This window comes from Pseudomonas aylmerensis (genome assembly GCF_001702265.1).
In the GTDB taxonomy this organism is placed as follows: Bacteria; Pseudomonadota; Gammaproteobacteria; order Pseudomonadales; family Pseudomonadaceae; genus Aquipseudomonas; species Aquipseudomonas aylmerensis.
Genome location: NZ_MAUE01000045.1, coordinates 455,723 through 482,537 on the forward strand (window position 1 = coordinate 455,723; position 26,815 = coordinate 482,537).

Sequence of the window (26,815 nt, forward strand, 5' to 3'; positions counted from 1 at the left end):
GGATCTGCCCGTTTTTTTATGACGCCAAGCTTTAAAAATCGTCATCTTTATCGAAGCGGCGTGCTTCGCGTTGCAACTGGTAGACGAAACGCTCGACCTGGCGCTGCACCAGGCCACTCATGTTGTGGAAGCGCACGCCGGCGAAGGTGGTGTTGATCTTCTCTTCGAAGTGCAGGTAACGCAGCTCGACCGAGGTGGTCATGCTGCCAAAGGGCAGGGCGGCGATGAAGCGGTCGTAGACCTGGCCCAGTTGCAGGCGCTCGGAAATATCGCCTTCAAAGCGCAGTTTGCAGCCGGTGGCGGAAATATCCAGCAATTTGCCACTGATCGGCGCCTTGAGTTTCTCGCCGCCCAGTTCGATGTTGACCAGTTGGGCCAGCTTCAAGGCGGCCCGGAAAGCATTGCGACGCTGATGGTAAACCACCTCGTCGGGCAAGCTGCCGGTGTAGATGCGGTGGCCGTCCTTTTCGCTGATGTTCATGGCGCCGTTGCTTTCCCACGCAACGCGCACGCCGTCGTGGAAGCCTTCGATGCGGAACGGCTCACCGTTTTCCAGGTGGCGTTCGCCGTCACGCGGGATCATTTCGTCCAGGGCCAGGGTGCCGCCCTCGCGGTCGACATCCACCAGGTAACTCTGGAAGCGTTGGCTGCGTTCGTGGAAGGTGATGATCAGCGGGTCATGGCTTTCTTGCAGCATCCGCAAGGTGCCGGCGATTTCCAGAGGCGTGGTGAGGACCTTGGGTGGCTGCGGGGCATCTTCCGCATTAAGGGCGTTGAACACGGTTCTTCCATCTCCAGACAAAATACGACTACACGCAAGAGCAGGCATTTTGCCAGTATGTGGCGCGACTTGGATAGGCCGCGCGGTAAACGGGCATCAGGCTTGGCTGCGGGTGCTTGGCTTGACCAGGCGCGAGGTGGATCCCTGGGCGTTGTAAAGCGCCGGAGGCTCACCGCCGTGAAGTATACGCAACTGGTTGGCGGTCGTAGCTTGCTGAAGCTGGATCGACTGACCGTTGAGCAGGTTGGCTTCCTGGCACTGGGCGAGCAATTGATTGAGTTCTTTGCTCTGGGCCAGCAATTGATCGCCGACCGAGGAGTGGCTGGCCAATTGTGCCAGGCCATCATGGTCTGCCGGCAGGCCAAGGCTGATGAGGATTTCGCTGCGTTTTTTGCCGTGCTGTTCCAGCAGGACAATCAGCGATTGTTTGCGCGCCAGAATTTCTTCCAGCAAGGGCATGTCCCGGCCGAAGAGTGCCAGGGATTCTTCTTTCAGCAGCTCGAGCAAGTGTTGCGTCGGCGCTAGATCATCAATGATCAGTTGAAGCAAATGTTCGTCGTGATGCATGGCTGGCCTTGGGGTTTAAGCGTCCAAAAGCCCGGCGCAGGCCTGTGCCTAGCGCTCGGCTTCGAAATTAAGCAGCTTGCTGGCTACACGGTTGCTGTCGACTTTATAGCTGCCATCGGCGATTGCCTGTTTCAATTCGGCCACACGGGCTTTATTGACTACCGGTTGATCGCGCAGCGAGTCAGTGACCTTCTGCAACTGTTGAGCCTCATTGCTCAGGTGTACGGATTCCCCGCTCTGGCTGGCGCTCGCCTGTTCTGCCTTCGCGGGCAGTGGCTGGGCCTTGGCTTCTACGCTGTCCTTGGTACCGCTGGTACGCGTAGGGCCTGACGTTGCCGGGGTGTTATTCAAACGACTGAAATCGATGACCATGATAAAAAACCTCTGGGTATTTGGACGCTTGCCATGTTTTCGGCCATACCCGGACAAACTTTAGGCGCAATTGACAATAAACTGCACAGGCCGGCACCCAACCCACAGTGTAGGAAAAGCCGGCGTCCGATACCAGCGGTCTATAAAGCCACCTCCACTTGGCCGGGTGCCGTCACCCGCGCCTTGATCACCCGGTTCGAGTTGAGGTTCTTCACCCGGATCTGCTCGCTCATGCCGCCATTGGACAGCGCCTCGCCTGGCATCTTTACCTGCAGCGCGCCGCTGCTGGCGGAAATCACCACCTGATCGCCCTTGCGGATCACCTCCGCCTGCTCCAGGTGCACCAGGGTAATGACCTGGTCGGTGACCACTGGTCGGGTCAATTTCTGTCCGACGGCCTGGTCGAGGGAGGTCAGGTAGCCTTGATTGATCATGCTGATGTCGCGTTCGCGCAGGACAACGTCCTCGAAACCGATGATGCCGGTGCGTTTCAGCGGGCGGGCCACCACCACCACATCGCGGAACAATTTGACCTGCGCCGGCACGAACACGGTCCAGGGCGAGGCGCCTTCGCAGCGAACTTTCACCGTCACGCGGCCGATGGGCTGGGCGGGACTTTCCAGGGTGGCTGTCAATTCCTTGTCGCACATTGGCATGCGCAGGCGCGGATCGAGCTGGCTGACCTGGATTTCATAACGCCCGGGTGTCTGGGTGGTCGCCAGATAATCTTCTACAGTGAACTCAAGAAAGCCCTGAGTGACGCCGATAAGTAGATCAGGCAAGGTGACGTTATCGGCGCGGGCCGTGGTTCCCAGGCTCAAGGCGAGCAATGCCATCGAGACGCAGAGCAATCTGCAGTACCGTGGGAAGCCGGGGCGTCGGGAAACTGTCGTTTTAATATCCATGATCTGTAAATTGCAAAGCCCGTGCCGTTTAGTGTTGGGTGCGCGTCTGCCCTTTAGGGAACAGGCCAAAGGTTTTAGCGTAGGAGTAAAGGCATGGCAGGAGTAATGGATTCAGTAAACCAGCGGACACAGCTGGTAGGGCAGAATCGCCTGGAGTTGTTGCTTTTTCGCCTGGATGGCAAACAGTTGTATGGCATCAACGTGTTCAAGGTGCGGGAAGTGTTGCAGTGCCCCAAACTGACGATCATGCCCAAGTCCAGTCCCGTGGTGTGCGGCGTCGCCAACATCCGCGGCGCGACCATCCCGATTCTCGACCTGGCGCTGGCCACCGGTTCGCCGGCCCTGCAGGATCGCGAGAATCCGTTCGTGATCATTACCGAGTACAACACCAAGACCCAGGGTTTCCTGGTGCGCTCGGTGGAGCGCATCGTCAATATGAACTGGGAAGAGATCCATCCGCCGCCCAAGGGCACCGGCCGCGATCACTACCTCACGGCGGTGACGCGGGTCGATAACCAGTTTGTGGAAATCATTGACGTGGAGAAGATCCTCGCCGAAGTGGCGCCGACCTCGGAATCGATTTCCGTGGGCGTGGTGGACGCCGAGACGGCACACAAGGCGATTTCCTTGCGTGTGCTGACGGTGGACGACTCCTCGGTGGCGCGCAAGCAGGTGACCCGTTGCCTGCAGACCGTCGGTGTGGAGGTGGTGGCGCTCAATGATGGTCGCCAGGCGCTGGATTACCTGCGCAAGCTGGTGGACGAAGGCAAGAAGCCGGAAGAAGAATTCTTGATGATGATCTCTGACATCGAGATGCCGGAAATGGACGGCTACACCCTCACGGCCGAGATACGCAATGACCCACGCATGCAAAAATTGCATATCATCCTGCATACTTCGTTGTCGGGTGTATTCAATCAGGCGATGGTCAAGAAGGTCGGTGCCGATGACTTCCTGGCCAAATTCCGCCCTGATGACCTGGCAGCCCGGGTAGTCGACCGGATCAAGGCAGCAGATCACGGCTAGGGGATGTCCCCTGGCGGTCACACGATTTAAGAGGCGGTATCATTGTCTACGGGTAATTTGGATTTCGAACAGTTCCGGGTCTTCCTGGAAAAAGCCTGTGGCATATTGCTCGGTGAGAACAAGCAGTACCTGGTATCCAGCCGTCTCAACAAACTGATGGAACAGCAGGGCATCAAGTCGCTGGGCGAGTTGGTCCAGCGCATCCAGGGCCAGCCGCGCAGCGGGCTCAAGGAAATGGTGGTCGATGCCATGACCACCAACGAAACCTTGTGGTTTCGCGACACCTATCCGTTTGAAGTGCTCAAGAGCAAGGTGCTGCCGGAAGCCATCAAGGCCAGCCCGGGCCAGCGCCTGCGCATCTGGTCGGCGGCCTGCTCCTCGGGGCAGGAACCGTACTCGATCTCGATGTCCATCGATGAGTTCGAGCGGACCAACATGGGCCAGCTCAAGGCCGGTGCGCAAATTGTCGCCACTGACCTGTCCGGCACCATGCTCACCAACTGCAAGACCGGCGAGTACGACAGCCTGGCCCTGGGCCGTGGTTTGTCCCAGGAGCGCCTGCAACGTTACTTCGACCCGAAAGGGGCCGGGCGTTGGGCGGTCAAGGCGCCGATCAAGAGCCGCGTGGAGTTTCGCTCGTTCAACCTGCTCGACAGCTACGCCAGCCTGGGCAAGTTCGACATGGTGTTCTGCCGCAACGTGCTGATCTACTTCTCGGCCGAAGTGAAGAAAGACATCCTGTTGCGCATCCACGGCACGCTCAAGCGCGGTGGCTATCTGTTCCTCGGCGCATCCGAAGCGCTGAACGGCCTGCCCGATCATTACCAGATGGTGCAGTGCAGTCCTGGGATCATCTACCAGGCCAAGTAAGATCAATGTGGGAGCCTGGCTTGTGTGGGAGCTGGCTTGCCTGCGATAGCAGCACCTCGTTGTGACTGAAAAAACCGAGGAGCCTGCATTGCGGGCAAGCCCTGCTCCCACACAAGCCCGCACCCACCATTGTTATGCGGCAAATCTCCTGAAAGCGGCAACCTCGATTGCCGCTTTACTGGCGCCACGCGGAAACCGCTTGCCGCTTTTCTGGCATTGCCGTCGGCAACCACCCTCCGAAACCCTTGATATACGGGCCTTGCCCGGATTGGCATGAGCCTTGCTATAACCCTGTTAACGAACAGCAGGTCAGCCTAAAGGTTTCCGCCATGAGCATCAGCTTCGATAAAGCGCTCGGTATCCACGAACAAGCCCTGGGCTTCCGCGCCCAGCGTGCCGAAGTCCTGGCCAACAACATTGCCAACGCCGACACCCCGAACTACAAGGCTCGGGACCTGGACTTCTCCGCCGTGCTCGCCGCACAGCAGGAGAAGACCAAGAACGGCACCTTCGCCTTGAACATGACCAACAGCCGTCATATCGAAGCGCAAGGCCTGGGCAATGGTGACGAGTCGCTGCTGTATCGCACGCCGATGCAGCCATCGATCGACCAGAACACCGTCGACGCCCAGCTGGAGCAATCGGCCTACGCCGAGAACTCGGTGAACTTCCAGGCCAGCTTCACCCTGCTCAACAGTAAATTCAAAGGGCTGATGTCAGCCCTGCGTGGAGAGTAAGCCATGTCCCTGTCCAGTGTTTTCAATATTGCCGGCAGTGGCATGAGCGCGCAGACCACGCGTTTGAACACCGTCGCCAGTAACATCGCCAACGCCGAGACCGTGTCGTCGAGCATTGACCAGACCTACCGCGCCCGTCACCCGGTGTTCGCCACCATGTTCCAGGGCGGCCAGAGCGGCGGCAGCGATTCGCTGTTCCAGGACCAGGGCGCTGCAGGTTCCGGCGTGCAGGTGCTCGGTGTGGTGGAAGACCAGAGCAACCTGGAGGCCCGCTACGAGCCGAATCACCCGGCGGCGAACGAAAAAGGCTACGTCTACTACCCGAACGTCAATGTGGTCGAGGAAATGGCAGACATGATCTCCGCCAGCCGCTCGTTCCAGACCAACGCGGAAATGATGAACACCGCCAAAACCATGATGCAGAAGGTCCTGACCCTGGGTCAGTGATAAGGGGCGCCACTAATGGCCATCGTTGATACGACAAACAACACGGCAGTCCAGGACCTTTTCAACTCCAAGGTCAAGACCGCCACAGATAACAGCAGCGTCGGTGACGCCTCCAAGGCGGCGACGGGCAACCAGTCGCTGGGCAAGGATGCATTCCTGCAACTGCTGGTGACCCAGCTGAAAAACCAGAACCCGCTGTCGCCCCAGGACAACGGCGCGTTCGTGGCCCAGTTGGCGCAGTTCAGCAGCCTGGAAGGCATCAACACCCTGAACGACTCGGTGAATGCGATCTCGAGCAACTTCAGCTCCTCGCAAGCGCTGCAGGCATCGTCGCTGGTCGGGCGCTCGATCATCACCCAGACCGACAAGGCCCTGGTGGACACAAGCAAGAGCATGACCGGTTCGGTCGCGGTGACCTCTGCGGTGGGTAACGTCTCCATCAAGATCACTGACAAAGATGGCAACGTGGTGCGCACCATCGACATGGGCGCCCAGAGCGCGGGTAACTCCGACTTCATCTGGGACGGCAAGAACGACAAAGGTGAAGTGGCCCCCGCAGGTACCTACACCTTCGCGGCCACCACCAAAAATGACAAGGGCGACTCGGTAGCCCTGGCGACCTCGCTGCCCGCGACGGTGACCAGCGTGACGTTGAGCAAGACCGGCGGCGAAATGCTGTTGAACCTTGCAGGTGGCATGGGCAGCGTCAAGCTGTCGCAAATTCAGACTATCGGTACATAGAGCCGGCTAAATACGGCAGAGGGAGAGAAACATGTCTTTTAATATCGGCCTTAGCGGCCTCTATGCGGCCAACAAACAACTGGACGTGACCGGCAACAACATCGCCAACGTCGCGACCACTGGCTTCAAGTCGTCCCGTGCGGAATTCGCGGACATCTACGCCGCCTCCAAACTGGGCACCGGCCAGAACAGCATCGGCAATGGTGTGAACCTGGCGGCTGTGTCGCAGCAGTTCACCCAGGGTGACGTCAACAACAGCGGCGGTATCCTGGACATGGCGATCCAGGGTGGCGGCTTCTTCGTGCAGAAGGGCAGCGACGGCTCGCTGGAATACACCCGCAGCGGTGCGTTCCGTGCCGACAAAGATGGCTACATCACTAACAACACCGGTACTTCGCGCCTGCAAGGCTACGCAGCGGACGCCGATGGCAAAATCGTCAAGGGTGGCCTGGTCGATCTGCAACTGAACCTGGCGAACCTGCCGCCGAAGGCGTCCACCAAAGTGGACTCCACCAGTAACCTGAATTCTTCGGACCTGCCGATCAATCAGACGGACCACCCGTTCGATCCGACCAAGACCGACAGCTTCAACACCCAGTACTCCACCACGCTCTACGATACCCAGGGCAACGCCCACTCGATGGTGCAGTACATGGTTAAAACCGATGGCAACGTCTGGCAGTCCTACACGCTGATTGACGGCCGTAACCCGGATGGCACGCCGATCAGCGGTACCGGTGCCGTTGCCCCAGTGCCGTCTACGCTGACCTTTGATACCTCTGGCAAGCTCGAAAAAATTGTCGGCGCCAACGTCAAGGACACTACCATGACCATTGACGACTGGAAGCCGGGCGGCCTGGTCGATGGCGTTTGGAAGGACAACGGTGCTGCTGCCAACACCGGCGGTATTGCCGTCAACATGGGTAACATCACCCAGTACAACTCCGCCAGCTACCGCAACCCGCCGGTCACCGATGGCTACGCCACCGGCCAGATCACCGGCCTGAAAATCGACGGCAGCGGTGTACTGTTCGCCACGTTCAGCAACCAGCAGAGCAAGGCTATCGGCCAGATCTCCCTGGCCAGCTTCAACAACGAACAGGGCCTGCAGCCCTCCGGCGGCACCACCTGGAGAGAGACCTTCGCCTCGGGCCAGCCGGGTTATGACAGCCCGCAAGCCGGGACCTTGGGTTCGATCGTGGCCAACTCGCTGGAGAACTCCAACGTCAACCTGACCAACGAGCTGGTGGACCTGATCAAGGCCCAGAGCAACTACCAGGCGAACGCCAAGACCATCTCCACCCAGAGCACCATCATGCAGACCATCATTCAGATGACCTGATGCAAAAGCGCTCGACAAGAAGCCCCTCGTAAGAGGGGCTTTTTTGTGGGCGTAGGAAAATAACCCATGACATTACAGGTTACGCGTTGAATTTCTGGGGAAGGAACACTCCATTTCTGTCTTGCCACTGATGGTCAAGAGCCTTGTCGGCTCACCAATCAGTGGGAGTGCCGAAGATGGGAAGTTCAGGAGTATCCGCCTCGGGGGCGCGGCGTACCGCCTCTGTGGCTGGGGTTGCGCGAGGTGATTCGCCGCCAGTTAAACCTGTGGACCACGCATCGACGGTCAAGTCGTTCCTCCAACAGTTGTTCGACGCCGAGAAAGACGGCAAAACCCAGTCGGTCCAGGACTTGCGCAACAAATTGAGTGAACTGCGTGAGAATTTGGGTGATGAAAAATTCAAGGAGATCCTCAAGAAGCTCATCCAAGAATCCGATAGCAAGTACCTTGAGCTTCTCAAGCGGCTGCTGAAGGAGTGGTTTCCCGATGCGGATGATGTCCCACCACCGAACACGCCACCGCCGGGAGGTGGCGGAGGGGGGGGTAGGGGCGGCGGTAGAGTGGACCCTGCGGGGTTTGGTCCTGCCGAGAAAATGGGCAATCGGCCTTACACAAAAGGGCAGAATTATTTCAACTACAAGCCTGATAACAGTAACCCCGGGCAAAAGCCGGGAACTGGAAAAGAACAGGGCAATATCTGGACGGGTTTCAAGCAAGGGCCTGACGGCAATTGTGTGACGGTTTCCGCAATCAAGGCCGCCATGATGCGGTATGGCAAGGAGCCTACAGATGTATTCAAGGAGGTAAAAGAGGCGGGCGATGGCTATGACGTGACGATGCGCGATGGATACAAGGTTCATCTTTCCAAGGAAGAATTCAAGCTGGCGGCAAAGGAGGCCCGATTCGAGGGCGATGATCCTTCGATGATAACGTCTGCCAACTTCATATTTGCCGCGAGCGCCAAGCGGGCCCAGATGGAAAACAACGACGGTAAGGGCGCGCGCAGTTTCGAGCAAGCCATCCAGACCCTCAACGATGGAGAGTATTCGCGAGAAGGTTTGGACCGCATAGGACTGAAGGGGCTTTACAGGCAGGCGACCGATGCCGACTTGAGAAACAGCAAGGTCGGGACGGTGGAGTACGGCGGCCATTCGATGGCAGTGATTAACGGCCGCATTGAGCTGTGGGGGCAGCGAGGCGGTGTGCCGGCAGTCGGTATCGCCACCGTATTGATCTAGTCTTGCACGAGGGTTTTACCGGGCAAAAGAAAGCCCCCGATACACGTTAAGTGTATCGGGGGCTTTTCAGCCTTGGGGGGTTAGCCCCAGGGCGGGCTCAGCTTATTGGCAAGCTTCGCAATCCGGCTCGTCAATCGCGCAGGCTTTTGGCACTGGCGCCGGGCCGGCCGGGGCGGCGAGCACCGAATCATCACCGTGGTTACCGCTGGACACAGCGTTCAGCTTGCCGGTGTTGATGGTCGACTTCTCGGTGCTGGTCGCGGCCAGGGCACGGAGGTAGTAAGTGGTTTTCAGGCCACGATACCAAGCCATGCGGTAGGTCACGTCGAGCTTCTTGCCCGATGCGCCGGCGATGTACAGGTTCAGCGACTGAGCCTGGTCGATCCACTTCTGGCGACGGCTGGCGGCATCCACGATCCACTTTGTGTCCACTTCGAAGGCGGTCGCGTAGAGCTCTTTGAGTTCTTGCGGGATGCGCTCGATCTGCTGCACCGAACCGTCGTAGTACTTCAGGTCGTTGATCATGACCGAGTCCCACAGGCCGCGGGCCTTGAGGTCGCGAACCAGGTACGGGTTGATCACGGTGAATTCGCCCGACAGGTTCGATTTCACATACAGGTTCTGGTAGGTCGGTTCGATCGACTGCGATACGCCGGTGATGTTGGCGATGGTCGCGGTCGGTGCGATGGCCATGATGTTGGAGTTACGAATGCCTTTCTGCACACGGGCACGTACCGGCGCCCAGTCCAGGGATTCGTTCAGGTCGACATCGATGTACTTCTGGCCACGGGCTTCGATCAGGATCTGTTGCGAGTCCAGCGGCAGGATGCCTTTGGACCACAGCGAACCCTGGAATGTCTCGTAGGCACCGCGCTCGTCGGCCAGGTCGCAGGAGGCCTGGATCGCGTAGTAGCTGACCGCTTCCATGGACTTGTCGGCGAACTCGACCGCAGCATCCGAACCGTAAGGAATGTGCTGCAGGTACAGCGCATCCTGGAAGCCCATGATGCCCAGGCCAACCGGACGGTGCTTGAAGTTGGAGTTCTGCGCCTGTGGCACCGAGTAGTAGTTGATGTCGATCACGTTATCGAGCATGCGTACAGCGGTGTTGACGGTGCGTTCCAGCTTGGCGGTGTCCAGCTTGCCGTTGACGATGTGGTTCGGCAGGTTGATCGAGCCCAGGTTGCAAACGGCGATCTCGTCCTTGTTGGTGTTCAAGGTGATCTCGGTGCACAGGTTCGAGCTGTGGACCACGCCGACGTGCTGCTGCGGGCTGCGCAGGTTGCACGGGTCTTTGAAGGTCAGCCATGGGTGGCCGGTTTCAAACAGCATGGAGAGCATTTTGCGCCACAGGTCTTTGGCCTGGATGGTCTTGAACAGCTTGACCTTGCCTGGGTACTCGGTGAGGGCTTCGTAGTACTCGTAGCGCTCTTCGAAGGCCTTGCCGGTCAGGTCGTGCAGGTCCGGGACTTCGGAGGGCGAGAACAGGGTCCACTTGCCGTCATCGAAGACGCGCTTCATGAACAGGTCAGGGATCCAGTTGGCGGTGTTCATGTCGTGGGTACGACGACGGTCATCACCGGTGTTCTTGCGCAGCTCGATGAACTCTTCAATGTCCATGTGCCAGGTTTCCAGGTAGGCACACACAGCGCCTTTGCGCTTGCCACCCTGGTTCACGGCGACGGCGGTGTCGTTCACCACTTTCAGGAACGGTACAACGCCCTGGGACTTGCCGTTGGTGCCCTTGATGTACGAACCCAGTGCGCGCACCGGGGTCCAGTCGTTGCCCAGGCCGCCGGCGAATTTGGACAACATGGCGTTGTCGTGGATCGCGTGGTAGATGCCCGACAGGTCATCCGGCACGGTGGTCAGGTAGCAGCTGGACAGCTGTGGACGCAGGGTGCCGGCGTTGAACAGGGTCGGGGTCGACGACATGTAGTCGAAGGATGACAGCAGGTTGTAGAACTCGATGGCGCGGTCTTCTTTCTGCTTCTCTTCAATCGCCAGGCCCATGGCCACGCGCATGAAGAACACTTGCGGCAGTTCGAAGCGGATACCGTCCTTGTGGATGAAGTAACGGTCGTACAGGGTTTGCAGGCCCAGGTAGGTGAACTGCTGGTCGCGCTCGTGGTTGATCGCCTTGCCGAGTTTTTCCAGGTCGAAGGTGGCCAGGACCGGGTTCAGCAATTCGAATTCAATACCCTTGGCGATGTAGGCCGGCAGGGCCTTGGCGTACAGGTCGGCCATCTCGTGGTGGGTGGCGCTGTCGGCGACTTTCAGGAAGCCCAGGCCTTCGGCACGCAGGGTGTCCATCAGCAGGCGCGCGGTCACGAACGAGTAGTTCGGCTCGCGTTCAACCAGGGTACGGGCGGTCATCACCAGGGCGGTGTTGACGTCGGTCAGGGCCACGCCGTCGTACAGGTTCTTCAGGGTTTCGCGCTGGATCAGGTCACCGTCGACTTCTTCCAGGCCTTCGCAGGCCTCGGTGATGATGGTGTTCAGGCGGCCCAGGTCGAGTGGGGCAAAGCTGCCGTCGGCCAGGGTGATGCGGATTGACGGGTGCGCTTGCACGGCAGCTTCTTCAGCCGGGGAACGTACGGCACGTTCCTTGGCGCGCGAGTCACGGTAGATCACGTAGTCGCGGGCGACTTTCTGCTCGCCGGCACGCATCAGGGCCAGTTCGACCTGGTCCTGGATTTCTTCGATGTGGATGGTGCCGCCCGATGGCATGCGACGCTTGAAGGTCGCGGTGACTTGTTCGGTCAGGCGGGCAACGGTGTCGTGGATGCGCGACGAAGCGGCAGCGGTGCCGCCTTCAACTGCAAGAAACGCTTTGGTGATGGCGACGGTGATTTTGTCATCGGTATAAGGAACGACAGTGCCGTTACGCTTGATCACACGCAATTGGCCGGGCGCGGTGGCGGACAGATCCAGGTTCGAATCAGCGGCCTGCGGCACGGAGCCTTGCGGGTTCTCGCGAGTTGTGTCGGTTTGCATGGGGGGTTGTCTCCACATTCTATATTTATTTGGGCACCATCTCGGTGCCCACCGTTCCGTCCTGAAGCACTTACAACAGGCCTTTGGCCTGGCATAACAACTTCGGGACAGGAGGAAGGGAGCTATTCGCGCCGCTTCCATGCCGAAGTCTTCGGTTCAAGGCGTAAAAGCCTCTGGCCGTATTCCTGTTGGGTGACAGTCGCCCGGTTCAAGCGCTGCAACACCCGTACCGTTTTGCGCTGTTGAAGCGTGAAACGGTTGCCATCCGCGTGCGCGGTGTGGGCTTTCAAAAAATGCTTTGGTTAGACCAAACAGGAGCAAGAAAGGGCTTGAGTTTCTTGTCTGATTTGTGTTGGGTCTTTTCGCTCAAAACCCTACATGTAGGGTTTTTTTAGCGCCGAGCTACAAGATAATGCGTTTTGGGGGGCTTAGCAACGCACTACCTGTGGATAACGCTGTGGGTAAAATGTGTATGAAACGTGGAACAGCCGTGTAGGCCGCAGTACTGCTGGATTCAGCCGTTTGTCACCGAATATTCCAAGATAAAAACAGCCGATTGGATTTTTGAGGGCGCGAACCCTATCACAAAAAAATGCGATCACCGAATGGATTTCCCGGCTTGTGCTTGAGGGTTGGGGCATGGCTACAATCGGGGTTTGTTATGCCCTCAAAACATTACAAATAAGGTATGCCGGGCGCAGATCAAACAGGCGGAGCGGGCAATCTCGCTCCCCCTTTGACCGCACTGGCTGACGAATCCCTTGATAAAAACGAGGATCACGCATGGAGCAGGAAGCCTGGCAGGTATTGATTGTCGAGGACGACGAGCGATTGGCCGAGTTGACCCGTGATTACCTGGAGAGCAATGGCCTGCGGGTTTCGGTCGAGAGTGACGGCGCCCTGGCTGCGGCACGCATCATCGCCGAACAACCCGACCTGGTGATTCTCGACCTGATGTTGCCTGGGGAAGATGGCCTGAGCATCTGCCGCAAGGTCCGCGAGCACTACGATGGCGTGATCCTGATGCTCACCGCGCGTACCGACGACATGGACCAGGTGCTCGGCCTGGACATGGGCGCCGACGACTATGTGTGCAAGCCGGTGCGGCCGCGCCTGTTGCTGGCCCGCATCCAGGCCCTGCTGCGGCGCAGCGAACCGGCGGAACCTGCCGCCGTGGAGAACCAGCGCCGCCTGCAGTTCGGCCCGCTGGTGGTCGACAACGCCCTGCGCGAAGCCTGGTTGCACGCGGGCGAAATCGAACTGACCAGCGCCGAATTCGACCTACTGTGGCTGTTGGTGGCGAATGCCGGGCGCATCCTGTCCCGCGAAGAAATCTTTATCGCCCTGCGCGGCGTCGGCTATGACGGCCAGGACCGCTCCATCGACGTGCGCATCTCGCGGATCCGCCCGAAAATCGGCGACGATCCGATCCACCCGCGCCTGATCAAGACCATTCGCAGCAAAGGCTACCTGTTCGTCCCCGAAGCCGCCGTTGATCTGCCGCTGTGAACTCGATCTTCCTGCGCATCTATGGCGGCATGTGTGCGGCGCTGATCCTGGTGGCGTTGCTCGGCGTGCTGGCCTTGCACCTGCTCAACGAGGTGCGCAGCGGCCAATACCGCGAGCGCCTGGCCCATGGCACCTTCGCGCTGATGGGCGACAACCTGCAGCCGATGAGCGCCATCGAGCGTCAGCGCGCCCTGGCGGTGTGGGAGCGCCTGCTCGGTATCCCGCTGCAATTGCGCACCCTCAGCGACGCCCAGTTGGACCTCAGCCAGCGCAATCGCCTGCAACGCGGTCAGGTCCTGGTAGAACAGACCGGCCCCCATGCGGCACGCGTGCTGCGCCTGGTCAGTGAGCGGGAGCAACTGGTGTTGACCGGCGAAGTGCAGCAGATCAGCGAGCAACTGGCCCGTGCGACGATTTACCTCTTGGCCGACGAACTGGTGCGCTTCCCGGTGGCCGAACAGCCGCAACGCCTGGCCGCTATAAAAGAAGCCAAGGGTTTTGGCTTCGAGATGCACCTGGTGGCCCTCGACCAGGCCGACATGGACGAAGACCAGCGTCGCCGCGTGTCGGAAGGCGATACGGTGATGGCCCTGGGCAAGGGCGGCGATTCGATCCGCGTCTTCGCCGGCATGGTCGGCACGCCCTGGGTGCTGGAAATCGGCCCACTGTTTCAAATGAACCCTTACCCGGCGCAATGGCTGATCCTGATCGCCTTGATCGGCCTGAGCCTGATTGGCCTGATCGTCTATCTATTGGTGCGTCAGCTGGAGCGGCGCCTCAAAGGCCTGGAAGCGGCCGCGACGCGTATCGCCAAGGGCAACCTGGAGGTGCGCGTACCAGCCCGGGGGGCTGACTCGGTAGGGCGCCTGGCCGCGGCGTTCAATGGCATGGCCGAGCACTTGCAGCAATTGCTCGCCATCCAGCGCGAACTGGTGCGCGCGGTGTCCCACGAGCTGCGCACCCCGGTAGCGCGCCTGCGCTTTGGCCTGGAGATGCTCGGCGACGCGACCACCGCTGACGCCCGGCGCAAATACCTGGAAGGCATGGACAGCGATATCCAGGACCTCGATGGCCTGGTGGATGAGATGCTCACGTATGCGCGCCTGGAGCAGGGCGCGCCGGAGCTGAATTTCCAACGGGTCGACCTCGATGCGCTGCTCGATCAGGTCATCGGCGAATTATCGCCACTGCGCCCTCAAGTCGTGGTGAGTCGGGGCATTTGCCTGTCTTCGGCGCATTGGGATGACGCCTGGGTCGACGCCGAACCGCGCTATCTGCACCGCGCCCTGCAAAACCTGGTGAGCAATGCCATGCGCCACGCCCAGGGCCAGGTCTTGATCAGTTACCAGGTGGGGCAGGTGCGCTGCCGTATCGATGTGGAAGATGATGGCCCCGGTGTGCCGGAGAGTGCCTGGGAGCGCATTTTCACGCCGTTCCTACGCCTGGATGACAGCCGCACCCGCGCCTCTGGCGGGCATGGGTTGGGGTTGTCGATTGTGCGGCGGATCATTTATTGGCACGGCGGGCGGGCGTTGATCAGCAAGAGCAACAACTTGGGTGGGGCTTGCTTTAGCCTGAGTTGGCCGCGAGACCAGGATAAGCCTTGATAGTGCTCTCGCCGGCAAGCCGGCTCGTGCATTTGCAGTGCATTCCCTTGCCGGCGCCAGCGCCCTATCAGGCGCCTACCGCCACCAGGCTCAACAGCTGTCCGTCATCCAGCGCAAACTGCCCCGTCAATTCCTTGCCATGGCACCACTCTTCGGACAAATCCGTCAGCAGTCGCAGCCGCAGGTGACCGGCCTCTGACCACTCCACCACCTCGGCATGCTCGAAATAGAAGCGCTTCTGCACGATCGGATAAAGCGCCTTGAACAGACTCTCCTTGGCCGAAAACGTCAGCGTCACCAGCAAGGCGACCTGTTCGCGAGGGAGGGCGGCCATGCGCTGCAGTTCATCGGCGGTCAGGATTTCCCCGGCCAGGCGTTCCGCGCGTTCCAGGCTCAGGAGGTTCTCCAGGTCCATGCCCAGCCCGCGCCATTGCGCCTTGTGCCCGACAATCGCGGCGGCATGCCCGGTGCTGTGGGTGATCGAGCCACTGATATGCGCCGGCCACACCGGTGCGCGGTCGTCGCCAATCGCCGGCACACAATCCAGGTGATCCAGCCTTTGCAGGGCGGCGCGTGCACACAGTCGACCGGCAAGAAACTCGGCCTGGCGCTTGGCCACCGAGCGCTGGATGCTCGGCGGTGGCGGCACGGCGCTGCGCTGGAAATCCCCGTCCGCCAGCAAGGCCGGGTCAAACCGGGTGCTGAGAAATACCGTGCCCGGCAACGGGGCGGGCAGCGGCCAGTGGGCATCGAGTGGGGTGCAGCAAGCGGGTAGGGGATTCATGGGCGGTATTTTGCCGAGTTGCTGCGCCGCCGGATAGCCCGCAACGGTTCAGGCGAGGTTCAGAGCCTGTTCAGGGGGAGTTCAGGGGCGTTTGCGTAGGCTGGTCTCAACACACCACAGCCCTGCGCGTATGAGGTAACACCATGACTGCGATCAAAAAGCTGATGTTGGCGTTGACCATGCTGAGTGCCACTGCCGGGGTCCAGGCCTCCGATGGCGCCTTTGCAGGATTCGGTCGTGAGAAAACCAAGAAAACCAGCACGCTGATCCAGCGTGTGAGTTTCGAAGAGGCGGGCAGCCAGCCCACGCCCTGGGGCCAGTCCCTGGGCCTTGCGACCCCGCAGCAGGGCTATCGCGCCGGTTATCAACACCTGACCGGCCAGTACAATGGCATTAAAATGCGCCAGCAAGACTTGCAGGGCCGCTATGATATCCCCCTGTCGGACAGTTGATTTGCTTTGGAGAGCCTTATGAAATTGCTGGTGGTGGAAGATGAGGCGCTGCTGCGTCATCACCTGTTTACCCGCCTGACCGACAGTGGGCATGTGGTCGAGGCCGTGGCCAACGCCGAAGAGGCCCTGTACCAGACCGGCCAATTCAATCATGACCTGGCGATCATTGACCTCGGCCTGCCCGGCATGGGCGGCCTGGACCTGATCCGCCAATTGCGCGCCCAGGCCAAGACCTTCCCGATCCTGATCCTCACCGCGCGTGGCAACTGGCAGGACAAGGTCGAAGGCCTGGCGGCGGGCGCCGACGACTACGTGGTCAAGCCGTTCCAGTTCGAAGAGCTGGAGGCGCGGATGAATGCCTTGTTGCGCCGCTCCAGCGGCTTTACCCAATCGACCATCGTCGCCGGGCCGTTGCTGCTGGACCTCAATCGCAAGCAGGCGTCCCTCGACGAACAGCCGCTGGCACTGACCGCCTACGAATACCGGATCCTCGAATACCTGATGCGCCATCACCAGCAAGTGGTGGCCAAGGACCGTTTGATGGAGCAGCTCTACCCCGATGACGACGAGCGCGATCCAAACGTGATCGAAGTGCTGGTCGGCCGCCTGCGCCGCAAACTCGAAGGCCCGGCGGGGTTCAAGCCGATCGACACCGTGCGCGGCCTGGGCTACCTGTTCAATGAGCGCTGCCGTTGATTCGCTCGCTACGCGTGCGCTTGATGCTGGCGGCCGCCACCCTGGCCGTGCTGTTCATGCTGGGTTTGTTGCCGGCCATGCAGGGGGCGTTCAGCCTGGCGTTGCAGGATTCCATCGAGCAGCGCCTGGCGTCGGATGTCACTACCCTGATTTCGGCGGCACGCGTCGAAAACAACCGGCTGCTGATGCCGGCGCAGTTGCCTGACGAACGTTTCAACCTGACTGACAGCCGCCTGTTGGGCTACATCTATGACCGTGAGGGCCACCTGGTGTGGCGCTCGCGGGCGACCAAAGAAGAAAACATCAACTACAAGCCGCGCTATGACGGACGCGGCAATGAATTTGCGCGAATTCGCGAAGCCAACGGCCAGGAATTCTTCGTCTATGACGTCGAGGTCAAGCTGCTCGGCGGCAAGAGCGCGGCGTTCAGTATCGTCGCCCTGCAGCCGGTGCGCGAATATCAGCTGACCCTCGAAGGCCTGCGCGAAAACCTGTACCTGGGCTTCGGCGCAGCCTTGCTGGTGCTGCTGACGTTGCTATGGCTGGGCCTGACCTGGGGCCTGCAAGCCTTGCGGCGCCTGAGCCAGGAACTCGACCAGATCGAAGGCGGCACCCGCGAAAGCCTCAGCGAAGAACATCCCCGCGAACTGCTGCGCCTGACCGGCTCGCTCAACCGTTTGCTGCACAGCGAGCGCGAGCAGCGGGCACGCTATCGCGACTCCCTCGACGACTTGGCCCACAGCCTGAAAACCCCGCTGGCAGTATTGCAGGGCGTAAGCGAGGACATGGCCCAGCGTCCGGAAGACCGCGACCAGGCCTGGGTCCTGCAATCGCAGATCGAGCGCATGAGCCAGCAGATCAGCTACCAGTTGCAGCGCGCGAGCCTGCGCAAAAGCGGCCTGGTGCGCCACCAGGTGCGCCTGGAGCCGGTGCTGCAAAGCCTGTGCGACACGCTGGACAAGGTCTACCGCGACAAACGCGTGACCGTGTCTTTTGATCTGCCGGAAGAGTGCGACGTACCGATCGAGAAGGGCGCCTTGCTCGAATTGCTCGGTAACCTGCTGGAAAACGCCTACCGGCTGTGCCTGAGTGAAGTGCGCATCAGCCTGGTGGAAAGCCTGGAAGGCACCGAGCTGTGCATTGAAGACGACGGGCCCGGGGTGCCACCGGATCAGCGTGCACGGATCCTGCAGCGGGGCGAGCGGCTGGACCGCCAGCATCCGGGGCAGGGCATTGGCCTGGCGGTGGTCAAGGACATCATTGAAAGCTACAGCGCGCGCCTGACCCTGGGTGATTCACCATTGGGTGGGGCGGCGTTCAAGATTCACTTTCCAGCGGTGTGAGCTTTATCGGCGGTGATGGCTTCATCGCCGGCAACACACCTCTAACTTTCCTGCGCCCGGTACGCCCCGGGCGTCAGCCCCGTCCACTTCTTGAACGCCCGATGAAACGCCGATGGTTCGGAAAATCCCAACTGCTCGGCGATCTCCTGCAATGACAGATCCGCCCGCCCCAGGTGATAGATGGCGATGTCCCGCCGCAGCTCATCCTTGAGTGCCTGGAAACTGGTGCCTTCCTCTCGCAGATGCCGGCGCAGGGTTTGCGGGCTGATGTGCAGGTGCTGGGCGACGGCTTCCAGGTCCGGCCAGGGCGTGCGGTCGCGGCTCAGCAGGCGCCGCAGTTGGCTGCTCAGGCTGTCGCCCTCATCGGGGCGCGACAGCAAATCCGCCGGCGAGCGTTCCAGGAAGTGCTTGAGCGTACGCTCGTCCTGCAGCAACGGCAGGCTCAGGTAGCGGCTGGGAAATACCAGGCTGCTGCTCGAGGCGCCGAACACCAGGGTGCACGGAAACAGCAGGTCGTATTCAGTGGCATGGGCCGGCATCGGGTAGCTGAACGTGGCCTGGTGCAGCCGAATCCGTTGGCCGATCAGCCAACTGCCCAGGCGATGCCAGATCACCAGCAGGCATTCGCTGAGGAAATGGTCCGGGTCCCACAGTTGCGAGTCGTCGAGGCTCAAGCGGGCCATGTCGCCTTCGCGGGTCAGCTGCCAGCGCGGACCTTGTGGGAATAGGCTATAAAATAATAAGCCGCGTTCCAGCGCTTTCTCCAGGGTGCGGCAGTGGATCAGCGCGTGGCACATCATGGCGAAAGTGCCGCGTTTGCTTGGGCCGTCGGCAAAGCCCAGGTATTCGTCGTCCAGCGCCAGCCAGAGCATTTGCAGCAGTCGGGTAAATTGCTCCGGTGCAATACGGGCGCGAGGTTCGCTCAGTAATTGCGGGGTAATACCGACCTGCAACAACAGGCCCGAATAATCATAGCCGGCTCGGCGTGCACCGCCGAGGGCCGCCCGGGCGTAATGACTGGCGATGGTACGTTCACGCATGCGAAGGCCTCGTCCATGGAGTGGCCGATGGTAGCCACCCCCTGGGAGAGGGACAAGGCGGATATCCGCCAAATTGTAGGACGGGATTGGGCGAGTGGGCGGAAATCCGCCACCTGTTTACCTGCGTTAGAAGGGGTCGAAAATCCCCCAGCCCTGATGTCTAAAGGCCTGTAGGATTTTTACCAAAGCTGGCACGCCGTTTGCGATACATACAACAGCGCAGGCCTGGTCCTACAAGCCTCGCAAACAACAAATCCCTCCAGTGCAGGAGGGTTCGCAATTCAAGTGTCGTGGGCAATGGCGGATATTTGCCACACGGGACGATTGAGGAACTTTGCAATGACGACTCGTCAGCCAATCTACAAATCCCTGTATTTCCAGGTGATCGTTGCAATCGTTATCGGTATTTTGCTCGGTCACTTCTACCCACAGACCGGCGTGGCCCTCAAGCCACTGGGTGACGGCTTTATCAAGCTGATCAAAATGGTCATCGCCCCGATCATCTTCTGCACCGTTGTCAGCGGCATCGCTGGCATGCAAAGCATGAAATCGGTCGGCAAAACCGGCGGCTACGCGCTGCTGTACTTCGAAATCGTTTCCACCATCGCCCTGCTGATCGGCCTGATCGTCGTCAACGTTGTGCAACCGGGCGCCGGCATGCACATCGACGTGGCGACCCTGGACGCCTCCAAAGTCGCGGCCTACGTGACTGCCGGTGCAGACCAGAGCGTGGTTGGCTTTATCCTCAATGTGATCCCGAACACTATCGTCGGTGCGTTCGCCAACGGCGACATCCTGCAAGTGCTGATGTTCTCGGTGATCTTCGGTTTCGCCCTGCATCGCCTGGGTGCCTACGGCAAGCCGGTCCTGGACTTCATCGATCGCTTCGCGCACGTGATGTTCAACATCATCAACATGATCATGAAGCTCGCCCCAATCGGTGCCCTCGGCGCCATGGCGTTCACCATCGGTGCCTACGGTGTCGGTTCGCTGGTGCAACTGGGCCAGCTGATGATCTGCTTCTACATCACCTGCATCCTGTTCGTGGTCGTGGTGCTGGGCGCCATCTGCCGCGCGCACGGTTTCAGCGTGCTGAAGCTGGTTCGCTATATCCGTGAAGAACTGCTGATCGTGCTGGGTACTTCCTCCTCCGAATCCGCACTGCCACGCATGCTGATCAAGATGGAGCGCCTGGGCGCGAAGAAGTCCGTAGTAGGCCTGGTGATCCCGACTGGCTACTCGTTCAACCTCGACGGTACTTCGATCTACCTGACCATGGCTGCCGTGTTCATCGCCCAGGCGACTGACACCCACATGGACATCACCCACCAGATCACCCTGCTGCTGGTGCTGCTGCTGTCCTCCAAAGGCGCTGCAGGCGTGACCGGTAGCGGCTTCATCGTACTGGCTGCAACCCTGTCGGCCGTGGGCCACCTGCCGGTTGCCGGCCTGGCGCTGATCCTGGGTATCGACCGCTTCATGTCCGAAGCCCGCGCGCTGACCAACCTGGTCGGTAACGCCGTTGCCACCATCGTCGTGGCCAAGTGGGTCAAGGAACTGGACACCGACAAGCTGCACAGCGAGTTGGCTTCCGGCGGTACTGGCATCTCCGACACCCGTGTGGAAGATGACCTGGGCGTCGCCGAAGGTCCTGCTCCTGCTTCGGTGAAGTAAGCGCTTCCCGGTGTGAATTGACACCGACGCTTCGCACAAACGCCCCGACTTGTTCGGGGCGTTTGCGTTTCGGGTGGATCACTTTTTCATTTTTTTGATTTACATTAAGTAAACACTTCATCAGATTGCGGTGAAGCCCGTCTTTATGGGGCTGCCGTTCACCCGGGTCGGTCTACGCTGATGAAACTCGCGCAGGGTTGCCCGTTCTAAAATCCATTGGCCAGCCGCTTGGCTGCGCTGCACGCTTGCAGGAGTGTTGATGGACAGTGTGGATCTGAATGTCTTGCGCAGCGTGCTCGAATGGCGTCGCGCCGGTCAGCCGGTGGTGTTGTACAGCGTGGTCCAGACCTGGGGCAGTGCACCACGGCCGCCGGGCGCCATGTTGGCGCTGCGTGGCGACGGCGTGGTGATCGGCTCGGTGTCCGGCGGTTGCATCGAGGATGACCTGATTGCGCGCTTGCAGGACGGCCGCCTGGCCGGTGACGGGCCGCCGGTGCAGTTGGTCACCTACGGCGTCACCCGCGATGAAGCGGCGCGCTTCGGCCTGCCTTGCGGCGGCACGCTGCGCCTGACCGAGGAGCGTGTGCAGGATTGGGACTGGGTCGCGCAATTGCTGGCGCGCTGCGAAGCGCATGAAATTGTCGCCCGCGAGTTGGACCTGGCCACTGGCGCCGTGACCCTGAGCAGCGCGAGCAAGACCGACATCGTCAGCTTTGATGGCGAGCGCTTGCGGGCCATCTACGGCCCGCGCTGGCGCCTGCTGTTGATCGGTGCCGGGCAGCTGTCACGCTACGTGGCGGAAATGGCGCGCTTGCTGGATTTCGAAGTCCTTATCTGCGACCCACGCGACGAATTTGTCTACGGCTGGGAAGAGCAGCATGGCCGCTTTGTGCCGGGCATGCCGGATGAGGCTGTGTTGAATATCCAGACCGATGAGCGCACCGCTATCGTCTGCCTGACCCACGACCCGCGGCTGGACGACATGGCCTTGCTGACGGCGTTGAATTCCAGCGCGTTCTACATCGGCGCGCTGGGGTCACGGGTCAACAGCCAGAAGCGCCGGGAAAACCTCGCGGCGCTGGGCTTGTCTGCCGAGGCAATCGCGCGTTTGCACGGGCCGATTGGTTTGCATATCGGCAGCCATACGCCGTCGGAGATCGCGTTGTCGCTGATGGCGGAAATTGTCGCGATCAAGAATGGCGTAGCGCCAATGCAGAAAAAGCCGCTGCCGGTGGTGGCGGAGTGACGATTACCGCGATTGTTTTGGCGGCCGGCCAGGGCCGTCGTTTTCGTGCCGAGGCCGGCGCCGATCAAGACAAGTTGCTCGCCGATTGCGTCGGCCTGGATGGCGTGACGCGGCCGGTGATCGAACAGGTGCTTTTGGCGCTGCCGCCGCGGGTGGTAAAACGCTGGGTGGTGACTTCGCCGGAGCGCCTTGAGGTGATTCGCTTGGCGCAAGCCTACGGCTGCGAAGTGTTGCTGCTGGATTCAGCGGGGATGGGCGACAGCATTGCGGCGGCCGTCGCGGCCAGTGGCACCGCTGAAGGTTGGCTGGTGGTGCTGGGGGATATGCCGTTTGTGCAGTCGTCGAGCATCGAGCGGGTGATCGCTGCGCTGGAGGAGGGCGGTATCAGTGTGCCGGTTCAGGATGCGCAGTATGGGCATCCCGTGGCGTTTGACCGGGCGCTGGGGCCGGGCCTGATGGCGCTGACCGGTGACCGAGGGGCCAGGCCGCTGTTTGCACAGGAGACCGTCAGCGAGGTGTCGGTAGATGATCCGGGCGTACTCTGGGACGTCGACCTGCCGCAGAGTTTGAATTTCTCCCCCATCCAGCTGTAGGAGCCGGCCAGCCAGCGCCTGCAGGCGAATGTATCCCAGGGATAAAGCTTGGTTTCTTGCGTCAATAAAAAGCCCCGCCTGATCACTCAGGCGGGGCTTTTTAGTGGCGGTTGGAATCAGACGAGAGGTTTAGGCTCGTGCTCTTCTTCCAGGGCCTTTGGGTGGTGCTCTGCCACTTCTTCGACGGCGCGCGGGGCTTCGTCGACGATCGGTGCAGTGTGTTCAACCACGGCTTCAGCGGCCGGGGCCGGTGCTTCGGCGGCAGCAGCTGCTGCAGCGGCGGCTGCCTCGGCTTCTTTGCGACGACGGCGCACTTCACGTGGATCGTTCGGCGCACGACCATTTTCGGTCAGGGCGCTGGCAGGTGCTGCTTCAACCACCGGAGCGGCGACTTCGGCAACCACTGGCGCTTCAACCACTGGCTGAGGCTCGACCACCGGCGCAGGCTCGGCAACCACGGCTTCGACCACCGGCGCTGGCGCTTGCTCTACCACAGGGGCAGGTGCTGGCGCTTCAACCGGGGCGGCTGGCTCAGGGGCCGTCCACTGGAAGGCGGTCTGTTCTTCGCGAACTTCACGCACTGCCGGGGCAGCTTCTTCGACAACCGGGGCTTCAGCTGGTGCTTCAACCACAGGCTGAGACTCAACCACCGGTGCTGGCTCGACAGCGGCCAATTCGGCTTCCGGCTGGGCTTCGCGAACTTCGCGAACCACTGGGGCCACTTCCACTTCCGGCACCACTGGGGCTTCGATCGGGGTGGTGGCTTCTACGACCGGTGCTTCAACAGCTGGCGCTTCTTCCACCGGGGTGTGCGCGACAGGTGCTTCAACCACAACGGTTTCTTCGACAGCCGCGGTAGCGCGCTCAGCTTGCTCGTGCGCCTGGGCTTCAGCGGGGGCGCTGATCACCGAGCTGGCCACGGCGGCGGTAACGGCCAGACCTGCAGCCAGTTCGGCGCCGGTCGGTTCGCTGGTCGCGGCTTCTGCGTTTTCGCCGGCTTCTTCCGAGCCTTCGATCACATTGCCGTTGGCATCACGCTGACGCTCACGACGGTTGCTGCGACGACGCTGGCCACGGGAGCGGCGGCGTGGACGATCGCCTTCGGCGTTGTCCTGACCGTCGTCCTGCAGTTGCTCTTCGCCGGTCAGCACTTCTTCTTCGCTGGCAGCAGCGGCTTGCTCGGCACGTGGCTGGCGCTCTTCACGCGGTGGGCGCGGCTGGCGCTCTTCGCGAGGGGCGCGCTCTTCGCGTGGCTGGCGAGCTGGACGCTCTTCAGCAGCGACAGCGCCGGCAGCAGCGGCAACGGCAGGTGCAGCATCCAGCGGCTCGCGCAGTTCACGCACGCGCTCTTCACGCTCGCCACGTGGCTTGCGATCTTCACGCGGTGCACGTGGAGTACGCGGTGCGCGCTCTTCACGCGGTGCACGTTCTTCACGGGCTACGGCTGGCGTGTCTTCACGGGCTTCGCGTGGCGCGCGCTCTTCGCGGGGTGCGCGTTCTTCACGTGGAGCACGTTCTTCGCGAGGCTTGCGCTCTTCGTCACGGCGACCGTTGCGGTTACGGCTTTGCTGGCGACCGTTGCGACGCTCTTCGTTACGGGCTGGACGCTCAGCGGCAGGTTTTTCAACCACCACCGGCGCGGCCGGCTCTTCCTTGGTGGCGAACAGGCTGACCAGCGACTTCACCAGGCCCTTGAACAGGCTTGGCTCAGGCAGGGCGGCCGGCGCGGCAACCGGGGCGGCAACTTCAGTCGGTACCGGTGCGTTGGCACGCGCCGGTGCCGTCTTCACGGCCGCTTCCTGGCGAACCAGGGTGCGGGTCGCAGCGGCTGGCTGGACTTCTTCCACTTCGGCAGCAGCAGCGGCGATTTCGTAGCTGGACTGGCCGCTGTGGGCTTCCGGGCTGTCGTCGCGCAGGCGCTGCACTTCGAAGTGCGGGGTCTCGAGGTGATCGTTCGGCAGGATCACGATACGGGCACGGGTGCGCAGTTCGATCTTGGTGATCGAGTTGCGTTTTTCGTTGAGCAGGAAAGCGGCAACCGGGATCGGCACTTGTGCGCGGACTTCGGCGGTGCGGTCTTTCAGGGCTTCTTCTTCGATCAGGCGCAGGATCGCCAGGGACAGCGATTCAACGTCACGGATGATGCCGGTGCCGTTGCAGCGTGGGCAGACGATGCCGCTGCTCTCGCCCAGGGATGGACGCAGGCGCTGACGGGACATTTCCAGCAGGCCGAAGCGCGAGATGCGGCCGACCTGTACGCGGGCACGGTCAGCTTCCAGGCATTCGCGGACTTTCTCTTCCACGGCGCGCTGGTTCTTGGCGGGGGTCATGTCGATGAAGTCGATCACGATCAGGCCGCCGATGTCACGCAGGCGCAGTTGGCGGGCGATTTCTTCAGCCGCTTCCAGGTTGGTCTGCAGGGCGGTTTCTTCGATGTCGCTACCCTTCGTGGCGCGCGCCGAGTTGATGTCGATGGACACCAGGGCTTCGGTCGGGTCGATCACGATGGAGCCACCGGAAGGCAGTTCGACGACACGCTGGAAAGCGGTCTCGATCTGGCTTTCGATCTGGAAACGGTTGAACAGCGGCACGCTGTCTTCGTACAGCTTGATCTTGCTGGCGTACTGCGGCATCACCTGGCGGATGAAGGTCAGGGCTTCGTCCTGGGCTTCAACGCTGTCGATCAGCACTTCGCCGATGTCCTGGCGCAGGTAATCGCGGATGGCGCGGATGATCACGTTGCTTTCCTGGTAGATCAGGAACGGCGCGGAACGATCCAGGGACGCTTCTTTGATGGCGGTCCACAGTTGCAGCAGGTAGTCGAGGTCCCACTGCATTTCTTCGCTGCTGCGGCCCAGGCCGGCAGTGCGCACGATCAGGCCCATGTCGGCCGGTGCGATCAAACCGTTCAGCGCTTCACGCAGTTCGTTGCGCTCTTCGCCTTCGATGCGACGGGAAATACCGCCGGCACGCGGGTTGTTCGGCATCAGTACCAGGTAACGACCGGCCAGGCTGATGAAGGTGGTCAGGGCGGCGCCCTTGTTGCCACGTTCTTCTTTTTCGACCTGGACGATGACTTCCTGGCCTTCGCTCAGGACGTCCTTGATGTTCACGCGGCCTTCAGGGGCTTTCTTGAAGTATTCGCGGGAGATTTCTTTGAGGGGCAGGAAGCCGTGGCGCTCGGAGCCGAAATCGACAAAGGCAGCCTCAAGGCTTGGTTCGATGCGAGTAATACGGCCTTTATAGATGTTGGCCTTCTTTTGCTCGCGTGCACCGGATTCGATGTCCAGGTCGTAGAGGCGTTGGCCATCTACCAGTGCAACACGCAACTCTTCGGGTTGAGTTGCGTTAATCAGCATTCTTTTCATGTTGTACCGTCGGTTTCCGGGCTGCCGGAAACGGCGTTCGGCACACACGACTTCTCACGGTCGGTGTCAGGTGCGTCAAGAGTGGTTGGCCACTCCAGTGTCCAGCAAAACCTGCCAATTGGGCCGGTATCGCGACGGACGCGTCCTGCTTGTTAGCGGTGGTGACAAAGGCACCACTTCAACAAAAGCTAAGGTCAGGAGGAGGAATCAACCGGCGACTGTGGACGAGATGAAGCGTCTAAATATAAGCCTAGTGCTACACGGTCCGACGGTTGTGCATCTCCACCCTACACGTATCCCTGATAATTCGGGTGCTGCCGCGCGCAGAATCCGCAGCGGGTTGGCATTTACCGTGTTCTCCAATGGGGAGTCCACGCTCATGGCTAAACAAGACTAGGTGTGGGCGACTGCGCTCTCACTCAGCTCTTAACAGGCGTTGTTTCCGAAACATTCGCCATGGTCTGGCCCAAGACTGACTGC

The 26,815-nt window shown here is 60.8% G+C and carries 23 protein-coding genes; 15 read left to right on the forward strand and 8 right to left on the reverse strand.

From position 1 onward, the window contains the following. Positions 1-31: 31 nt before the first annotated feature. From BBG20_RS27880 to flgA, 4 genes are all read right to left on the reverse strand, one after another. On the reverse strand, positions 32-781 hold the full coding sequence (locus BBG20_RS27880; protein ID WP_065909234.1) for a flagellar brake protein: 750 nt from the start codon (positions 779-781) through the stop codon (positions 32-34). 96 nt (positions 782-877) lie between these two features. Continuing rightward, on the reverse strand, positions 878-1,348 hold the full coding sequence (locus BBG20_RS27885; protein ID WP_065909236.1) for a flagella synthesis protein FlgN: 471 nt from the start codon (positions 1,346-1,348) through the stop codon (positions 878-880). 48 nt (positions 1,349-1,396) lie between these two features. Further along, a complete protein-coding gene (gene flgM, locus BBG20_RS27890) occupies positions 1,397-1,720 on the reverse strand; it encodes a flagellar biosynthesis anti-sigma factor FlgM (RefSeq protein WP_065909237.1) in 324 nt (107 codons plus the stop codon). 140 nt (positions 1,721-1,860) lie between these two features. Next, entirely contained in the window at positions 1,861-2,625 is a 765-nt protein-coding gene (gene flgA, locus BBG20_RS27895; protein ID WP_065909238.1) for a flagellar basal body P-ring formation chaperone FlgA, read from the reverse strand. Positions 2,626-2,718: 93 nt separating this feature from the next. Between flgA and BBG20_RS27900 the strand changes: the two genes are divergently transcribed. From BBG20_RS27900 to BBG20_RS27930, 7 genes are all read left to right on the forward strand, one after another. Continuing rightward, positions 2,719-3,651: a chemotaxis protein CheV gene (locus BBG20_RS27900; RefSeq protein WP_065909239.1), complete on the forward strand. Its 933-nt coding sequence runs from the start codon at positions 2,719-2,721 to the stop codon at positions 3,649-3,651. A gap of 42 nt (positions 3,652-3,693) precedes the next feature. Then, positions 3,694-4,521 (forward strand): protein-glutamate O-methyltransferase CheR, encoded by an 828-nt coding sequence (gene cheR, locus BBG20_RS27905; RefSeq protein WP_016979774.1) that lies wholly within the window; start codon positions 3,694-3,696, stop codon positions 4,519-4,521. 329 nt (positions 4,522-4,850) lie between these two features. Further along, positions 4,851-5,258, forward strand: coding sequence for a flagellar basal body rod protein FlgB (gene flgB, locus BBG20_RS27910; protein ID WP_065909242.1), 408 nt, complete (start codon positions 4,851-4,853; stop codon positions 5,256-5,258). 3 nt (positions 5,259-5,261) lie between these two features. After that, positions 5,262-5,705 (forward strand): flagellar basal body rod protein FlgC, encoded by a 444-nt coding sequence (flgC, locus tag BBG20_RS27915; protein ID WP_015885456.1) that lies wholly within the window; start codon positions 5,262-5,264, stop codon positions 5,703-5,705. 15 nt (positions 5,706-5,720) lie between these two features. After that, the gene (gene flgD, locus BBG20_RS27920) at positions 5,721-6,446 is read left to right on the forward strand and encodes a flagellar hook assembly protein FlgD (RefSeq protein WP_065909244.1); all 726 of its coding nucleotides are present in this window, start codon (positions 5,721-5,723) and stop codon (positions 6,444-6,446) included. Between the two features lie 31 nt (positions 6,447-6,477). Continuing rightward, on the forward strand, positions 6,478-7,788 hold the full coding sequence (gene flgE, locus BBG20_RS27925) for a flagellar hook protein FlgE (RefSeq protein ID WP_065909246.1): 1,311 nt from the start codon (positions 6,478-6,480) through the stop codon (positions 7,786-7,788). A 266-nt stretch (positions 7,789-8,054) separates the two neighbouring features. Further along, positions 8,055-9,026 (forward strand): hypothetical protein, encoded by a 972-nt coding sequence (locus BBG20_RS27930; protein WP_065909248.1) that lies wholly within the window; start codon positions 8,055-8,057, stop codon positions 9,024-9,026. Positions 9,027-9,128: 102 nt separating this feature from the next. On the opposite strand, the gene BBG20_RS27935 is transcribed toward BBG20_RS27930, so the two are convergent. Further along, positions 9,129-12,023 carry a ribonucleoside-diphosphate reductase subunit alpha gene (locus tag BBG20_RS27935; RefSeq protein WP_065909250.1) on the reverse strand — a complete coding sequence of 965 codons (2,895 nt, stop codon included), beginning with the start codon at positions 12,021-12,023 and terminating at the stop codon, positions 9,129-9,131. 783 nt (positions 12,024-12,806) lie between these two features. On the opposite strand from BBG20_RS27935, the gene BBG20_RS27940 reads away from it, so the two are divergent. Both BBG20_RS27940 and BBG20_RS27945 read left to right on the forward strand, forming a co-directional pair. Further along, complete coding sequence (locus tag BBG20_RS27940) at positions 12,807-13,532, forward strand: response regulator (protein ID WP_065909252.1); 726 nt, start codon at positions 12,807-12,809, stop codon at positions 13,530-13,532. Beyond that, on the forward strand, positions 13,529-15,139 hold the full coding sequence (locus tag BBG20_RS27945) for an ATP-binding protein (protein ID WP_065909254.1): 1,611 nt from the start codon (positions 13,529-13,531) through the stop codon (positions 15,137-15,139). The genes BBG20_RS27940 and BBG20_RS27945 overlap by 4 nt, the downstream gene beginning before the upstream one ends. 67 nt (positions 15,140-15,206) lie before the next feature. On the opposite strand, the gene BBG20_RS27950 is transcribed toward BBG20_RS27945, so the two are convergent. After that, the gene (locus BBG20_RS27950) at positions 15,207-15,923 is read right to left on the reverse strand and encodes a 4'-phosphopantetheinyl transferase family protein (protein ID WP_065909256.1); all 717 of its coding nucleotides are present in this window, start codon (positions 15,921-15,923) and stop codon (positions 15,207-15,209) included. 143 nt (positions 15,924-16,066) lie between these two features. On the opposite strand from BBG20_RS27950, the gene BBG20_RS27955 reads away from it, so the two are divergent. From BBG20_RS27955 to BBG20_RS27965, 3 genes are read left to right on the forward strand one after another with little or no spacing between them, the layout of a single operon-like run. After that, positions 16,067-16,375, forward strand: a complete 309-nt coding sequence (locus BBG20_RS27955; protein WP_065909258.1) for a hypothetical protein — start codon at positions 16,067-16,069, stop codon at positions 16,373-16,375. 18 nt (positions 16,376-16,393) lie between these two features. After that, positions 16,394-17,071 (forward strand): response regulator, encoded by a 678-nt coding sequence (locus tag BBG20_RS27960; protein ID WP_065909260.1) that lies wholly within the window; start codon positions 16,394-16,396, stop codon positions 17,069-17,071. Continuing rightward, on the forward strand, positions 17,068-18,414 hold the full coding sequence (locus BBG20_RS27965) for an ATP-binding protein (RefSeq protein ID WP_065909262.1): 1,347 nt from the start codon (positions 17,068-17,070) through the stop codon (positions 18,412-18,414). The genes BBG20_RS27960 and BBG20_RS27965 overlap by 4 nt, the downstream gene beginning before the upstream one ends. A gap of 41 nt (positions 18,415-18,455) precedes the next feature. On the opposite strand, the gene BBG20_RS27970 is transcribed toward BBG20_RS27965, so the two are convergent. Beyond that, a complete protein-coding gene (locus BBG20_RS27970) occupies positions 18,456-19,454 on the reverse strand; it encodes an AraC family transcriptional regulator (RefSeq protein ID WP_065909264.1) in 999 nt (332 codons plus the stop codon). A gap of 339 nt (positions 19,455-19,793) precedes the next feature. Between BBG20_RS27970 and BBG20_RS27975 the strand changes: the two genes are divergently transcribed. The 3 genes from BBG20_RS27975 to BBG20_RS27985 all read left to right on the forward strand — a co-directional run bounded on the left by BBG20_RS27975 (position 19,794) and on the right by BBG20_RS27985 (position 22,967). After that, positions 19,794-21,128 carry a dicarboxylate/amino acid:cation symporter gene (locus BBG20_RS27975; RefSeq protein WP_065909268.1) on the forward strand — a complete coding sequence of 445 codons (1,335 nt, stop codon included), beginning with the start codon at positions 19,794-19,796 and terminating at the stop codon, positions 21,126-21,128. Between the two features lie 259 nt (positions 21,129-21,387). Further along, positions 21,388-22,374 carry an XdhC family protein gene (locus BBG20_RS27980; RefSeq protein ID WP_065909273.1) on the forward strand — a complete coding sequence of 329 codons (987 nt, stop codon included), beginning with the start codon at positions 21,388-21,390 and terminating at the stop codon, positions 22,372-22,374. Beyond that, positions 22,371-22,967, forward strand: a complete 597-nt coding sequence (locus tag BBG20_RS27985; protein ID WP_065909274.1) for a nucleotidyltransferase family protein — start codon at positions 22,371-22,373, stop codon at positions 22,965-22,967. The genes BBG20_RS27980 and BBG20_RS27985 overlap by 4 nt, the downstream gene beginning before the upstream one ends. Before the next feature lie 116 nt (positions 22,968-23,083). On the opposite strand, the gene rne is transcribed toward BBG20_RS27985, so the two are convergent. Continuing rightward, positions 23,084-26,335, reverse strand: coding sequence for a ribonuclease E (rne, locus tag BBG20_RS27990; protein WP_450091347.1), 3,252 nt, complete (start codon positions 26,333-26,335; stop codon positions 23,084-23,086). Positions 26,336-26,815: the final 480 nt, after the last annotated feature.